The 14,080-nt window shown below is 69.2% G+C and carries 12 protein-coding genes; 6 read left to right on the forward strand and 6 right to left on the reverse strand.

Features of this window, described 5'->3' with window-relative positions; all coding sequences use genetic code 11:
- Nucleotides 1-43: 43 nt before the first annotated feature.
- From IE274_RS28020 to IE274_RS28040, 5 genes are all read left to right on the forward strand, one after another.
- On the forward strand, nt 44-3,091 hold the full coding sequence (locus IE274_RS28020) for a lantibiotic dehydratase (RefSeq protein WP_229909854.1): 3,048 nt from the start codon (nt 44-46) through the stop codon (nt 3,089-3,091).
- Nucleotides 3,078-4,337, forward strand: a complete 1,260-nt coding sequence (locus IE274_RS28025) for a lanthionine synthetase C family protein (RefSeq protein ID WP_190118693.1) — start codon at nt 3,078-3,080, stop codon at nt 4,335-4,337. Before IE274_RS28020 ends, IE274_RS28025 begins: the two co-directional genes overlap by 14 nt.
- A gap of 17 nt (nt 4,338-4,354) precedes the next feature.
- Nucleotides 4,355-6,445, forward strand: a complete 2,091-nt coding sequence (gene fxlM, locus IE274_RS28030) for a methyltransferase, FxLD system (RefSeq protein WP_190118694.1) — start codon at nt 4,355-4,357, stop codon at nt 6,443-6,445.
- Nucleotide 6,446: 1 nt separating this feature from the next.
- The gene (locus IE274_RS28035; RefSeq protein ID WP_229909855.1) at nt 6,447-7,625 is read left to right on the forward strand and encodes a hypothetical protein; all 1,179 of its coding nucleotides are present in this window, start codon (nt 6,447-6,449) and stop codon (nt 7,623-7,625) included.
- A 275-nt stretch (nt 7,626-7,900) separates the two neighbouring features.
- Nucleotides 7,901-8,383 carry a hypothetical protein gene (locus tag IE274_RS28040; RefSeq protein ID WP_190118695.1) on the forward strand — a complete coding sequence of 161 codons (483 nt, stop codon included), beginning with the start codon at nt 7,901-7,903 and terminating at the stop codon, nt 8,381-8,383.
- A 196-nt stretch (nt 8,384-8,579) separates the two neighbouring features.
- Here the strand turns inward: IE274_RS28040 and IE274_RS28045 are convergent, their stop codons facing one another.
- Both IE274_RS28045 and IE274_RS28050 read right to left on the reverse strand, forming a co-directional pair.
- Nucleotides 8,580-8,759 carry a hypothetical protein gene (locus IE274_RS28045; protein WP_190118696.1) on the reverse strand — a complete coding sequence of 60 codons (180 nt, stop codon included), beginning with the start codon at nt 8,757-8,759 and terminating at the stop codon, nt 8,580-8,582.
- 471 nt (nt 8,760-9,230) lie between these two features.
- Nucleotides 9,231-9,869 carry a TetR/AcrR family transcriptional regulator gene (locus tag IE274_RS28050; RefSeq protein WP_190118697.1) on the reverse strand — a complete coding sequence of 213 codons (639 nt, stop codon included), beginning with the start codon at nt 9,867-9,869 and terminating at the stop codon, nt 9,231-9,233.
- Between the two features lie 163 nt (nt 9,870-10,032).
- Between IE274_RS28050 and IE274_RS28055 the strand changes: the two genes are divergently transcribed.
- Nucleotides 10,033-10,869 carry an SDR family NAD(P)-dependent oxidoreductase gene (locus tag IE274_RS28055; RefSeq protein ID WP_190118698.1) on the forward strand — a complete coding sequence of 279 codons (837 nt, stop codon included), beginning with the start codon at nt 10,033-10,035 and terminating at the stop codon, nt 10,867-10,869.
- A 95-nt stretch (nt 10,870-10,964) separates the two neighbouring features.
- On the opposite strand, the gene IE274_RS28060 is transcribed toward IE274_RS28055, so the two are convergent.
- The 4 genes from IE274_RS28060 to IE274_RS28075 all read right to left on the reverse strand — a co-directional run bounded on the left by IE274_RS28060 (nt 10,965) and on the right by IE274_RS28075 (nt 14,032).
- Nucleotides 10,965-11,369 carry a RidA family protein gene (locus tag IE274_RS28060; protein WP_190118699.1) on the reverse strand — a complete coding sequence of 135 codons (405 nt, stop codon included), beginning with the start codon at nt 11,367-11,369 and terminating at the stop codon, nt 10,965-10,967.
- 56 nt (nt 11,370-11,425) lie between these two features.
- The gene (locus tag IE274_RS28065; protein ID WP_190118700.1) at nt 11,426-12,667 is read right to left on the reverse strand and encodes a serine hydrolase domain-containing protein; all 1,242 of its coding nucleotides are present in this window, start codon (nt 12,665-12,667) and stop codon (nt 11,426-11,428) included.
- Between the two features lie 295 nt (nt 12,668-12,962).
- Nucleotides 12,963-13,469 (reverse strand): carboxymuconolactone decarboxylase family protein, encoded by a 507-nt coding sequence (locus tag IE274_RS28070; protein ID WP_190118701.1) that lies wholly within the window; start codon nt 13,467-13,469, stop codon nt 12,963-12,965.
- A gap of 167 nt (nt 13,470-13,636) precedes the next feature.
- The gene (locus IE274_RS28075) at nt 13,637-14,032 is read right to left on the reverse strand and encodes a RidA family protein (protein WP_190118702.1); all 396 of its coding nucleotides are present in this window, start codon (nt 14,030-14,032) and stop codon (nt 13,637-13,639) included.
- Nucleotides 14,033-14,080: the final 48 nt, after the last annotated feature.

Here is a 14,080-nt window from a genome sequence, read left to right on the forward strand (position 1 = left end):
CAGGAACGACGGACCGTTATACCGGTGCGCAGACACGGCGCTCGTGCGTGCCGCCCGCTACACGAGGTTGCCGCTGCCGGGATGGCCGGACCTCACCGACGATTCCCCGGCCAGGCAGGGGCGGTGGCAGACGTGGCTGCGTGAGGTCTGGTCAGTGGCCGAGGTGGCCGAGGTCGTCGAGCAGGCCAGCCCTTCGCTCGCGCGGCAGGTGGACGCGCTGTGCTCGGCGGCAGCGCCGGATGCTCGTCAGCTGCGCCGTGTGCTGGTGTCCGTCATTCGGTATGTGCTGCGGATGACGGGGCGAGCGACTCCCCACGGCCTGTTCGCCGGAGTCGCACCCGCCTCCTTCGGCACACGGCCAGGCTGGACCTGGGGCGAGTGGCACCGCGCCGTCGTACGCGCCGACGGCGAGTGGGTCGCTGACGTGATCAGCCGCCTGGAAGGCTGCCTCGACCTGCTGCGGCAGCTGCCCGTGATGGCCAACAACACCGCCTACGTACGCGACGATCGGCTGATCGTGCCCTATCCGCCGCGCTCGCACCGCGCCGAGAGCAGCCCTGTGGCGGAAGTGTCCCTCCGCTTCACCGCCGCCGCGCGGATCGCCGTGGAATCCGCCGCCTCCCCCATCCGCTTCGACGCACTCGTGGCAAAGGTGAAGGCCGAGTTCCCCGATGTGCCCTCTGCCCAGGTGGAAGGTCTGGTCACCAGCCTGGTCCAGCGCGGCGTTCTCATCAGCAGCCTGCACGCACCGTCCGCCGCCCTCGACGCCCTCGGCCACCTGGTCCAGCAGGCCGAGACCGCCGACGCGCCGCAGACCAAAGACCTCGTGGCCAACCTGCGAGCGGTCCGAGACGCCATCGCCCAGCACAACCAGGCCCTCGCCCCGGCGGACGGGCGGCGCCTCCGCAGCGCCTTGCGCGAGAAGATGACGACCTTGAGCAGCGTCACGGCCCAGCCCCTCACGGTGGACCTGCGCATGGACTGCTCACTCACCCTGCCCCCACCGATCGCCCGCGAGGCGGAAAGGGCCGCCACCCTGCTGGCCCGGCTCACCGCGTACCCCTTCGGCACGCCCGCGTGGCAGGACTTCCACAATCGGTTCTTCGAGCGGTACGGCATCAATTCCCTCGTCCCTCTTCGGGACGTCGTGGACCCGGATGCCGGGCTCGGGTTCCCGCAGGGATACCGGGACTCAGCACCCGAAAAGCGCGCGGCTCTGACCTCCCGTGAACAGCGCCTCCTCTCCCTCGCGCAAGCGGCCGTGCTCGACGGCCGCGACGAGATCCGGCTGGACGAGGAGCTGATCGGCACCTTGACCGTCGGTGACCAGGACTCGATGCAGGTGCCGGTGCATCTGGAGCTGCGCTTCCAGATCAACGCCACGTCACAGGCTGCCGTCGCCGAGGGTGACTTCACCCTCCACGGCATCGTCCCCTCCCGTGGCATCGGCACGACGAGCGGCAGATTCCTGGGATTGCTGGACCCCGATGCCCAGGCTCGCTCGGCCGCCGTGCTGGAGCACCTGCCGGTCAACGTCCCCGGCTCGCTGCCCACGCAGGTCTCCTTCGCCCCGCTCGACCGTGGCGACGCCAACGTCACCCGCGTGCCCGAACTCCTGCCGACCGTGATCAGCCTGGCCGAGCACCGCCCCGTGGACGAGCGCACCATCACGCTCGATGACCTCGCGGTGGGCTGCGACCGCCGCAGGCTCTACCTCGTCTCCCTCTCCCGCGGGTGTCTGCTGGACCCGATGGCCCTGCACGCTCTGGACCTGCGGGCCCACACCCCGCCGCTCGCACGATTCCTCACCGAGATCAGCCGTTCCCAGTCCGCGATCCTGACCCCGTTCCCGTGGGCGTCCGCCATAGCCCTTCCGTACCTGCCGCGGGTGCGTTATGGCCGCACGATCCTCTCCCCGGCCCGGTGGCGCCTGGACCGATCGGACCTGCCCGACCGCCGGGCCTCCTGGGAGGAATGGCACAAGGCGATCGACGAGTGGCGCACGCGCCGACGGGTTCCGGGCACCGTCGCGCTGGCCGAGGGCGACCAGCTGCTACCGCTGAACCTCTGCGAAACCGCCCACCTCGCGCTCCTGCGCGCGCACCTGGGCACCAGCGAATCGGCGGCCTTGGTCGAAACCGGCTCCGACGACGGCTGGTTCGGGGGGCGGGCCCACGAGGTCGTCGTGCCGATGACAGTTGCTCGCGCGCCCCAGTGGCCGACGGTCCCGCCCGTGACCACGGGGCGTCTCCTCACCCGCGACCACGGACACCTCCCGGGAACGGCCCCGTGGCTACTGATCAAGCTATACGGGCACGTCGAACGGCAACCCGAGATCCTGGCTCACCACCTTCCCTCACTACTCGACCAGTGGGACGAGCCACCAGCCTGGTGGTATACGCGCTACCGCGACCCCCGATCCCACCTGCGCCTGCGTATCGCGGTCCCCTACCCTCAGGACTTCGCGCCCGTTGCGCAGCGCGTGAGTACGTGGGCGGCCCGGTTGCGGCGGGCGGGACTACTGGCCGAGATGCAGTTCGCCACCTCCTACCCGGAGACCGGCCGGTGGGGCACCGGCCCGCTGATGAGCCTGGCCGAGGACGTCTTCGCCGCAGATTCCCGCGCGCTGGCCGTGCAGTTCGCCCAGCGCGCGCGGCCCCACCACCAAGCCCTCGCTGCGGCGAACTTCGCCGCCCTCGCCATCGCCTTCACGGGCGGCACGGCCAACGGCATGGGCTGGCTGATCGCCCACGGCCGCGTCACCGACCCACACCCACTGGACCGCACGGTGCTGGGTGAGGCCGTACGCCTGGCCGATCCGACGCGTGACTGGGCAGGGCTGCGCGCGGCCCCCGGCGGCGGACCCATCGCGACCGCGTGGAGCGAGCGCGACAAGGCCCTGGCCCGCTACCGGGAACGGCTGAACCAAACCGACGGCATGGACCCGAACCTGGTCCTCGACTCCCTCCTGCACTCCCACCACATCCGGGCCGTCGGCATCGACAAGGACGACGAGCACATGTGCGTACGGCTGGCTCGCTCGGCCGCGATGGCCTGGACCCGTCGAGGAGTTGGCCATGGATCTGCGTGAAAGGGCACGGGCCTGCGCCGACGCCATCGCAGAGCGACTTGCCACGCCGGACGGCGCGCGGTCCCTGCGTCACTGTCAGGGCTGGTGGCCGCAGTCCCTCGCGCACGGCGCCGTCGGAGTCGCGTTGCTGCACATCGAACGAGCCCGGACGGACCAGGGGCCGTGGCAGCGCGCCCACGACTGGCTCGCCTGCGCCGCAGCAGAACCCACGGTCGGGGGCATCGACAGCCACCTCTACTACGGGGCGCCTGCCCTCGCCTTCGCCCTCCACGCCGCCGCCGACCGTCCCGGACGCTACGCCCGCGCCCTGAACACTCTCGACCAGCGCGTCACGGCCACGACCCGCGACCGCTTGGTCAGCGCCCACGCGCGCATGGACCGCGGCGAGATGCCCACACTGGCCGAGTTCGACGCGATCCGGGGCCTGAGTGGGATGGGCGCACTCCTGCTGCACCGCGATGCCCACACCGATCTGCTTCGAGAGGTCCTGGCGTACCTGGTCCGGCTGACCGAGCCGGTCAAGCACGACGGTGAGCTTCTGCCCGGCTGGTGGAGCCACCTCGCCCCCTCCGGCCACGCCTCCCCGGACTACCCCCACGGGCACGCCAACAACGGCGTCGCGCACGGCATCGGCGGCCCCCTCGCCCTGCTCTCCCTGGCCACATGCCGCGGCATCACCGTCGAAGGCCACAACGACGCAATCACCCGCATCCTGGCCTGGCTCGACCAGTGGCAGCAGGACGGTCCCGCCGGTCCGTGGTGGCCGTACTGGATCACCCGCGAGCAGCTGCGATCCGGCAGGCCCGGCCCCGGACCCTCCCGGCCGTCCTGGTGCTACGGGACAGCCGGGTTCGCCCGCACTCAACAGCTCGCTGCCCTCGCCACCAACGCCCCCGCACGCCAACGCATGGCCGAAGGCGCGCTCCTGGGCTCCATGACCGACACCGGCCAACTTCAGGCAACCGTCGACCTCTCGCTGTGTCACGGATTCGCGGGCCTGACGCACATCACACAGCTCGTCGCCGCCGAGGCCATCACCCCCGGCCTCACCGAGTGCCTGCCCCGTCTCCTGGCCCCGATTATCGACACCGCCCCTGGCGCACTGGCGGCCTCGCTGCTCGACCCTCCCGGCGGCGGAGACATCGGACTCCTCGAAGGCGCCGCAGGTACCGCCCTCGCCCTCCACTCCTTCCAGACCGGCATGCCGTCCGCGTCCGGCTGGGACACCAGCTTTCTGATCAACTAGCCGTGAAGAGAGGCAACATGGCCGCAGCCGAATGGCCGCAACGCGTCATCCAGTTCACCGACTGGGACCGCTCGGAGATCACAGCCGTGGAGCACCTGCTCCCGCTGCTGGCCACTCACGGGGCGGAGCTGAGCCAGTGGTCGTTCCTGCGTAAGTCCCCCTCGTGGCGAGTGCGTTTCCGCCCTGCGGGCCCAGAGGCGGCGAAGCGGCTGGATATGGCCCTGGACGAGCTCGTCGCCGCCGGTGTCCTCGCTTCCTGGACGCGAGGCATCTACGAGCCGGAAGAAGCCGCATTCGGCGGACCGTCCGCCATGGAGATCGCTCACGTCCTGTTCCATCACGACAGCGGGCACCTGCTTCACCAGCTGGCCCGCGAGCAGGCGCTGGGCAGTCCGGGGCTGGGGCGCCGTGAGCTGGGGATCCTTCTGCTCAGCGTGATGATGCGCGCCGCTGGGCTCGACTGGTACGAGCAGGGCGACGTCTGGGCGAGGATCGCGGCCGAACGCCCCGGTGACGGAGTCCGGCATCCGCAGCAGCACATGGTGGCTGTCCACCGGCTGATGACGGTCGACGTCAGCCTCACCAGCAGCGGCGTCACTCAGAGCCGACTCGCATCCGTAGGCGACTGGATCGCCACGTTCGAGCGGTTCGGTCAACAGCTCGCAGACCTCAGCCGCCAGGGCCTGCTGGACCGGGGAATGCGGGCCGTGATCGCCCACCACGGCATCTTCCACTGGAACCGTCTGGGCCTCCCCGCGGGAGACCAGCACACCTTGTCAACACTCGCGAAAGAGGTAGTCATGGGAACGAGCGACAACGCCGCGTCCACCCCAACCGAGGGACCGCAGAGCACTACGGTCGGCGAGGTGAACAGCGACATCCTCAACGCCAGTTCGGCCGACCGCCTGCGCACCCAGCTGATCGACGATCTGGTCAAGGAGGGATGCGTGCGCACGCCCCGCGTGGAAGCGGCCATGCGGACAGTGCCCCGTCACCTCTTCGTCCCGAACGCTCCGCTGGAGAAGGCGTACGGGAACGCTCCCGTGAACACCAAGCTCGACGAAAGCGGCGCCTCCATCAGCTGCGCATCCCAGCCCGACGTCGTCGCCATGATGCTGGAACAGCTGGAGGTCGAGCCTGACCAGAAGGTCCTGGAGCTGGGGGCCGGCACCGGCTTCAACGCGGGTCTCCTCGGCCACCTCGTCGGAGAGAAGGGGCACGTCACCACGATCGATGTGGACGACGACATCGTGGACGGGGCCCGCGCCGGACTCGCCGCAGCCGACATCCACAACGTGGAAGTGATCCTCGGCGACGGAGCCGTGGGCCACGCCCCCAACGCACCGTATGACCGCATCGTCGCCACGGTCGGCGCCCACGGCGTGCCCCACGCCTGGCTCGACCAGCTCGCCCCCGGCGGACGGCTCCTCACCCCGCTGCGCCTGCGCGGCAGCGTCTCCCGCTCGATCGCCTTCGAGTGCCAGGAGGGCGTCTGGCGCAGCGTCGGCAGCGAGATGAACACGTTCATGCCGTTGCGCAGGGGCATCGCCGACGACCCGCGCCTCCTCGTACCTCTGGCCCCCGGCAACACCGTCACCCTCGTCACCAACGGAGACCAGACGGTGGACGCGGACGCGCTGAGCGACGTCTTGCGCCAGCCTCGCGTCGAGGTGTGGACGGGCGTGAACTTCCGAGGGCCGGAGTCGGCGGAGTATCTGGAGCTGTGGCTGACCTGCACCATGCCCAATGGCCTGAGCCGGATGCCCGCACGGCCCGAGGCCATCGACCGCGGTCTGCTCATCGCGCCTTATCCGTCTTCCACCGCGGCCTTCGAAGGCGCCACGCTCACCTACCTCACCCGGCGCCCGGCCGCCGAGAAGGCCCCCGACGGTGCCACCTTGTACGAGTTCGGCGTCATCGGCCACGGCGTCGACGGTGAGGCACTCGCCGGAAACGTCGCCGATCAGATCCGCACCTGGGACCGTGCCTTCCGGGACCACGACGTCGCATTCGAGATCCACCCGCTCAACGCGGTCTCGCTCACGCCGAAGCCCGGTCGCTTCGCCTTCGACAACGCGCTGAACCGCATCGTCATCGAATGGAAGTGACATGGACATCGGCCGGATAGCACGGCGGTTCCCGCTCATCGCGCGACCCCGCCCCGCCTGTCTCCCGCTGGTCCAGCGCGTTCAGTCCCTAGTCGCCCTCGCGGACACGGCCACGGAGCGGGGTGACCCGAGCATGGCCTCCACCGTCTACAACCAAGCCGCGCTGATCGCATCCGACGTAGGCGTTCCAGACCTCGCCCGCGAAATGTGCCACCAGCACGCGGCCGCCTACCTGCACGCCGCCCCCTTGCCCAGTACGGCAGCGATTCGCGCCCTCGAACCTGTCGTCAACCTGGCGCGCCTCCAGCTCCGCGCCGGGCAGCACGACGAAGCGCGCCAACACCTCCTGTCCCTGTTCGAAGCCGTCACAACCGGGGCCGCAGCCCGGGTCGAGGACATCGCCATACCAGCCCGCCTCACGGTGAGCCCGATGGACCGCCACGAGGTCCGCGCCTGGCTGTGGCGGGTCCTCCTCGCCGACGGAACACGCTCCTTGACCGCTGCCGGCCGCTGGACGGACGCGCTCGCTCATCTCCAGGCACACCGCGGCGTCGGACAGCGCATGTTCGACGGCCGTCAGGTCGCCGTCCTCAACGCCCTCATGACAGGAAACACCCTCGATGCCAGCCGCCTCTTAACCACCACACACCCCGGGGAGCCCTGGGAGAACGCCGTCACAGGCTGCCTGACCGTCCTGTACCGCCAGGCAGCGGGACGGGCATGGCGACGCTCCTTACAAAACCTCGTGACCACTTATCTCGACCGCCCCGACGAGGAGGACCTGACCGTCTTCAACACGCGGCTCGGACTCGCTGTGCTTGACGTGATCCCGTCACCCCAGGACCCGGCCGCCCGACTGGTGGCCGCGGAATTGCACCGCCGGGCGCACACAGCAACCGACGGCTACGCCGCCCGAGACGCCCTGACCCACCCCTCGTTCACCGCCCTCGCCACCGATCGAGAAACACAGGACTGCCGCGATCTCCTGCGTGACTGCGCACTCGACGCCGGGGCTCTCCCCGACGAGCTGCGCGGCCAACTCGCCGAGGCACTGCGCACGTGCGATCGCACTATTCGGAAGAGCGTCTCCCAGCGGGAACGCGCACCTCGAACCGATGGGACGGGAGCCTCATTCGTCACAGGCAGTTCGGGTACCGGTGATTCGGCCAATCGCGACTGACGCCCATTCCCCGTGGCGCAAGGGTCCGTGGGCTACGCACTCGTCACTCCTCGCGCCATCTTGCGGATCACTCCCGCCTCAAAGACATCCGGCCATCACATCAACTTGGGCTGCTGTCAGCCAGGTTGGCAAAATCTCAGCAACAACTTCGACTCGAGATTCTTGCCCCAGCTTGCTCTACCTATCCTGGGGGCGTGTTCGGACTGGATCTGCATCGACTGCCAACCGGTACACCCGTCCCGACCCGCACATGATCTTATGGAGGCGTGGGCCGTATGGTCGCAGGGGCAGGCAAGTTTGCCGAACGTCTATATGAGGCGTGTGACGGTAAGTACGCCAGCTTTACCGAACTCCATGAGCACGGCGGAAGGCTTGCTCGCACCCTTGATGATCCAGAGAAAATTAAGGTGGCAGCATACGCAACCCGGTTTGAGAATAGTCGTTACGGCTGCGGTATCGTAATACAGAAAAAGCGCATCTTACTTCTGCCTGAGCAGCGATACGTCAAAGCAACCCAGGCATTCATGGGCGCACTGCGAGGCAAGGGTGACGTCTTCGCGATTCGATACGATCAAATCAAGCGCGTTCAGACTTACGATAGCGGCGAAAGTGCTAATTTCATTCAGGCCATTTTCCGGGGCCGTTACACGAACGACAACATCCGCATTCTCCTCTGGAGCGGCGAATTTCTATTGCTGGAATCGATAATGGGGAATCGGAGTCCAGCTCTGATGGCCATGTTCAAGAAGCGCCTCTGAGCTCCTCGGCACTCCCGCTGACGATCCGCCCCTGAACGTCACCCGAAGCCGCCTCGGACGCCTCACCCGCCAAAGGCTTCCTCACCCAACCCGGACGAGGCTGCTGCAAGAAACGGACTTAACGCCCTCTTAGAGCTGAGACCGCATGGAAGGTTGCTCCGGCAAGTCGCGCTGTTGAGCATCGGGTTCTGTCCGGCTAGCGTACCGGCGGCCATTGCTGCCCGTGACCGTTCACCAGGTCACGGAAACGATTCGCCATCACCTCGTCGTCGAACATCTCGCCCTGCCACTTACCGTCGCGGGTGCCTCCGGCGCACCAAACGACCCGGTACGAGGTGATGTCAGACTTGCTCGTGTGGATCTTGATGTGGGCCACGGCGGACATCGTAGAGACGCCGCGTGAGGCAACGGTGAGGCAACGCCCCGGGCGAAAGACGCCACGCCGCGACGTTTCTGCAGGTCAGATCGATTCTGCTTGGGTGGGGCGGGTGGGACTCGAAGGAGGGGCCGCGGGCCGGGATCACCGAACTGAAGGCGGTCCTTGAGGCCGTGCGCCTGTGGGCTTCGGCCGACGCACGCCGATGTGACGTGGTGAGCGTGTACGCGGCCAACGCTGTCGCATCACTCGCAGCGGCGGAGCAGGCACTCGGGCACGACGACCTTCATCCGCGCAGGCGGGCCGCCTCTCATCTGGCCGTCGCGCAGCATCACATCGACAACGCGCTCAAGGGGCAGCCGCCGAGTGCTGGTGAGAGCGCCAAGGGCGCGCTAGCGCGATCGCCGTGCCACCCGCCGCCAATGAGGACCCTTGGTCGTCGTTCCGCCAGCGGTCTCCTGAACGCCGAGGTCAGTTGGCGCTGTCGGGATCGGGCAGCGGTGTCTGGCCCGGCTGGGCGCGGAGTCCGTCGAGGATGATCACCAGATAGCGTCGCCACAGCTCGGAGGGGTGCTCGCCGGGCAGGGCCAGCACGGCATCGATCATGGCCGCGATCGGTGCGATGTCGGCCTCGTCAACCCCGTCGCGCAGCGTGCCCTGGCTGCGCGCCCGTGCGACGAGTGCCTCGCAGTGCGAGGTGATCTCCCGCCGGGCCCGGGTGAGGCCGGTGCCCTCGACGGCGCCGTGGCGCATCAACTCGCGCAGCCCGCGATTGTGCGCGGCCCGCCCCAGTGCGCTCTCCAGGAAGGCGGCAAGCGCCGCGAAGCCGTCGTCCTCGGACTGGGCTTCGCGTGCCAGCGCCGCGATCTCGTCGAGTTCTTCGGTGAAGACGGCCTCCGCGAGCGCCTGCTTGTCCGGGAACTTGCGGTAGACGGTGCCGACTCCGAGCCCGGCGTGATGTGCGACGTCGTTGAGCGTGGCTTGCAGGCCACGGGCGGCGAAGACCTCACGCCCGGCGCGGAGGATGCGGTGGCGATTGAGCTCGGCATCGCGCCGGAGCGGACGCACCGCTGCCGCTGCGGGTTCTTCGGCCTGTGTCCGCCTGCCCATGGACCGCCCTTCCGGTGACGTGAACCAGCACAACTGGATACAGCATATCCGCTTCATGCTACGGTCCCCACGGAACCGGATATTGAGTATCCGGATAGCGATTCGGGCGGGGCGCTACGCCGTGCGTCCGCCCCCCGTGCGCGGAGGACAAGGGGAGCCAGCGATGCAGACAGTGGTCATCACCGGAGGGACCGACGGGCTCGGCAGAGGGCTCGCGCTGCACTACCTGCGCCAGGGAGCACGCGTTCTCGCCGTGGGCAGCACACCCGCCAAGGGCGAAGCCCTGCTGGCCCAAGCGGCGACCATCGCGGCCGCTGACCGCGCGGTCTTCCTGAAGGCCGACCTGACGTCGGTCTCGGCGGCCAGAGACCTGGTCGCCCGGATCGAGAGCACCTGTGCCTCAGTGGACAAACTTGTCCTGTGTGCCCAGCGGTACCGCCTTTTCGGCGCCCGCGCTGTGACCCGTGAGGGGTTCGAGCACAGCTTCGCTCTCGCGTACCTGAGTCGGTACGTCCTCAGTCACGGACTGCGCAAGGCCCTGGAGGCCACGCAGCAGCCGGTCATCATGAACGTGGGGACCCCCGGTGTCCCGTTGGGCCGGATCCACTGGGACGATCTCCAACTGACGCGCCGCTACAGCGGCTTCAAGTCGACGCTGCAGTCCTTCCGCGCCAACGACCTGCTCGGTGTGGCCTTCGCCGCGCTGCACGCCGACACCCCCATCCGCTACGTCGGCTACCACCCGGGCGTGGTGTCGACCGGCATGCCCGCACACCTGCCACAACCGCTCCGCGCTTGCACCAAGGCGGCCTTCACCGTGCTCGCCACCTCCGTGCCGAAGGCCGTCACGCCGATGGTCCGCCTCCTGGACGAGCCACCGGCCGAACGCTTCACCGCCCACCGCGCCACCCGCCGACTTCCCTTGAAGGGCCAGGCGTTCGACCAGGACGCCGCCCTGCGCCTGCACGGCCTCACGCACGACCTGATCAACGCGGTGTGACGGTGACGGCGTGCGGAAGCCGGGACGACGCGGGTGCGCAGAGGGTTGGACGATGAGGACTGGACGATGTGGACGCGTAGCAGCTGGAAGAACGCTCAGCCCGCTGCCGGACCGAGCACCGCGTCGACCTCCACCTCGACGAGCCACGCCGGATCGATGAAGCGGGAGACCTCCATGACCGTGCAGGCGGGACGGACAGCGGCGAAGCGCTCGCCGTGCGCCCGAGCGGCCTCCTTCCACTGCGTCACGTCGGTCAGCAGGAGGCGCGTCCGTACGACGTCCTCAAGTGACGCCCCCGCGTCCCGTAGTGCCCGCTCGGCGATGTCCAGGCACCGCACCGTCTGGGCGTAGACGTCGCCAGGTCCGACGGTGGCGCCGTCGTCCCCGAGGGGCGCCGTGCCCGCGACGACGACGTACGGTCCTGACCGCACCGCGCGTGAGAAGCCGATCTGCGGCTCCAGCGGTGATCCCGAGCTGACGTTCTGGCGCCCATGTTCCATGTCGTCATGGTGCCAGACCTGCGTCAACTGACGTCCGGGGGCGGTGCGTCAGGCGGTCACCCGGTGGTCGTGGCGCCGGTCGCTGTCGTAGCGGCAGGGGTTGTGGTGGGCGGGGTCGTGGTGGGCGGGGTCACGCCGCAGAACTCCGCGAGGAGTACGTACGCGGCCGCGTCGGTGTCGCCCGCCCAGTCGGTGTTGAAGTTGACCACCAGGCGGTGTGTTCCGTCGCGGGTGGAGTACGCCATGGACTGCGCACCGGGCAGGAAGCCGGTGTGCCCCCAGACCACCTTGCCGCAGGGCAGCTTGGCACGGAAGATCCCCAGGCCGTCGTCCTGGCCGTCGCCGAAGTCGGGCGAGGGGACCGTGGTCGTCATCTCCTTGAGCTGGGCTTCGGGGAGCAGCTTTCCGCGCATCAGGGCGGTGAGGAACCGGTCGAGGTCGCCGGTACTGGAGATGATCTCCCCGGCGGACCAGCCCCAGGAGGGGTTGAACTCGGTGATGTCGTGGACCGTGTGCTGCGGGTCGTCGGGGAACGTGGTGTACATCCGGCCGCTCGGCGAGGGAATCCTCGGGTGGGTGCCGGGCAGGCTGGTCGCGTGCAGCCCGAGCGGCTTGAGGATCCGGCGCTTGGCCTCGGCGGCGTAGGGGCGGCCCGTCGCCCGCTCGATGACCATCGCGGCGAGCACGTATTCGGTGGTGGTGTAGTTCCAGCTGGTCCCGGGCGCGAAGTTCGGCTTGTGGTTCATGGCGAGCGCCACGAGCTGTTCGGGCTTCCAGGTGTCGTAGCGGTGGGCCAGGTAGACCGTGCCCTGGAGGTGCAGGTCGGGGTCTTCGGTGTAGTCGTAGATGCCGCTGGTGTGGTTGAGGAGCTGGCGGAGGCTGACCTTGCGGCCGTCGTGGCCGTGGCCGCGGACCACGCGCGGCAGCCACTTCTCCACGGTGTCCGACAGGCTCAACTTGCCCTCCGCCTCCAGTTGGAGCAGGACCGTGGCGATGAACACCTTGGAGATGCTGCCCGCCCGGAACCGGTCGACCGGCAGGGGCGGACGCCCCGTGCTGAGGTCGGCGACCCCGGCGGCACCGCTCCAGGTCCCGTGCGCGTCGTGCGCCCGCACCAGGACGCCGGGGACCCCCGCCTTGACCGCGGCGTCCATGGCGGCCCGGGTCGCCTCGTGCCCTCCGGCCGGTGCGGTGGGTGCCTCCGCGGCGGTCGACGGGGACCTCAGCCCGGCGGCGGCGACCAACGCGGCCGCCGCGACCAGGGCGGCCAGTGTGGTCCGTACCGTACGCGTCGTCATGGGAACCTCCCTCTCACCAGGAGGACTCATGCTGCCGGGACGGCGGTTGTCCCCACGGCACGGCGCGAACGACGCAACCCGTCCGTGTCGGGGCCGCCCGGCGTACCGGGGACGGGCGCTCGCGCCCGGCGCGCGGGGCCGGGGGCCGGGAGGCCGGCCGTTCGGTCCCACGCCGGGGATCCGAACGGCCGCCTCTGTCCGGCAGGTCGCGCTTCGACAGGCCCTACGAAATGTCCGACTCCCAGAGCTCCCACTCCCAGAGCTCCGACTCCCAGAGCTCCGACTCCCAGACGTCCTACTTCCAGGGGTCGGTGAACGACCTGCCGGGCACCGGCTTGGCGATGAGTGCCGTGGCGATGAAGAAGTTGACCTGGCCGATCGCGAACATCAGGGTGGCGAGCGCCTTGGGCTCGTACTGCTCGGCGGCCTGGGCGTACAGCTCGTCGGAGACCCGCTCGCCGTCCGTGGCGGGCTGGAGCACGGCCTCCACTAGGGCCAGCGCGGCCCGCTCGGCGCTGGTGAAGTACGGCGAGTCCTGCCAAGAGGCGACCGACGTGATCCGCTCCTCCGACTCCCCGGCCTTGCGCAGGAATCCCGTGTGCAGAACGGTCAGATAGGTGCTGCCGACGATCTGCCCGGCCCGCAGCTGGACCAGGCTGATCGTGGCACGCGGCACCGAACCGTTGCCGACGACCCTGAACAGCGCCGCCGATACGTCCGCCAGCTCCGGGACCAGCTCCGCGGGGTCCTCCGGCATCCGCGGCGCGAGCGGGATCTCAGCCGTGATCGAACGTGTTCCCATCGTCGTCTCCTTCAGTGTGAAGATCAGTCATCCGTGTTGCTTTCACTTCGCTGACGAAGCGCGACGAGGAAATGTGACCGATCACGAGGAAGAGATCCGGCGGGTACGGGAGGCGCCCGGCGTTTCCCGCCCGGCTGCGGGGCCGCGTCTCCGGTGGCGAGGCCGTGTCAGGCGACGGCGGTCCCCTCCAGCTCGACCATCAACGTGGGGATCGCCAGCCGGGTCACCCCGAGCATCGTGGTGGTCGGCGCCACCCCGGCGGCGCCCAACCGAGCCGCCAGCACGCCGTAGTGCTGGAAGAGCAGGTCGACGTCGGTGGTGTAGACGTTGAGCCGGACGAGGTGCGCGAGGGACATGCCGGCCTCGCCGAGCACGGCCTCCAGGTTGTCGAGGCTCAGCGCCAACTGCGCCGCCATGTCGCCGTCGTGCTGGGGCTTGCCGTCGCCGCTCATCGCGGTCTGCCCCGAGAGGTACAGGGTCCGGGTCTGCCCGGAGACGACCTCGCCCTGGTTGTAGCCCAACTCCGCCGACCAGGTCCACGGGTTCACCGTCGTTCGCTGCATGGCCACTTCAGCTCCATTCGATTCATGGGGAGTGCGTGCGTCTCCTGG

The sequence above is a fragment of the Streptomyces flavofungini genome (assembly GCF_014650815.1).
Lineage (GTDB): Bacteria > Actinomycetota > Actinomycetes > Streptomycetales > Streptomycetaceae > Streptomyces > Streptomyces flavofungini.

Coding starts and splice junctions, on each gene's coding strand:
- IE274_RS28025 (WP_190118693.1), top strand. CDS start 3,078: ATGGATCTGCGTGAAAGGGCACGGGCCTGCGCCGACGCCATCGCAGAG.
- fxlM (WP_190118694.1), top strand. CDS start 4,355: ATGGCCGCAGCCGAATGGCCGCAACGCGTCATCCAGTTCACCGACTGG.
- IE274_RS28035 (WP_229909855.1), top strand. CDS start 6,447: ATGGACATCGGCCGGATAGCACGGCGGTTCCCGCTCATCGCGCGACCC.
- IE274_RS28040 (WP_190118695.1), top strand. CDS start 7,901: ATGGTCGCAGGGGCAGGCAAGTTTGCCGAACGTCTATATGAGGCGTGT.
- IE274_RS28050 (WP_190118697.1), bottom strand. CDS start 9,869: ATGGGCAGGCGGACACAGGCCGAAGAACCCGCAGCGGCAGCGGTGCGT.
- IE274_RS28055 (WP_190118698.1), top strand. CDS start 10,033: ATGCAGACAGTGGTCATCACCGGAGGGACCGACGGGCTCGGCAGAGGG.
- IE274_RS28060 (WP_190118699.1), bottom strand. CDS start 11,369: ATGGAACATGGGCGCCAGAACGTCAGCTCGGGATCACCGCTGGAGCCG.
- IE274_RS28065 (WP_190118700.1), bottom strand. CDS start 12,667: ATGACGACGCGTACGGTACGGACCACACTGGCCGCCCTGGTCGCGGCG.
- IE274_RS28070 (WP_190118701.1), bottom strand. CDS start 13,469: ATGGGAACACGTTCGATCACGGCTGAGATCCCGCTCGCGCCGCGGATG.
- IE274_RS28075 (WP_190118702.1), bottom strand. CDS start 14,032: ATGCAGCGAACGACGGTGAACCCGTGGACCTGGTCGGCGGAGTTGGGC.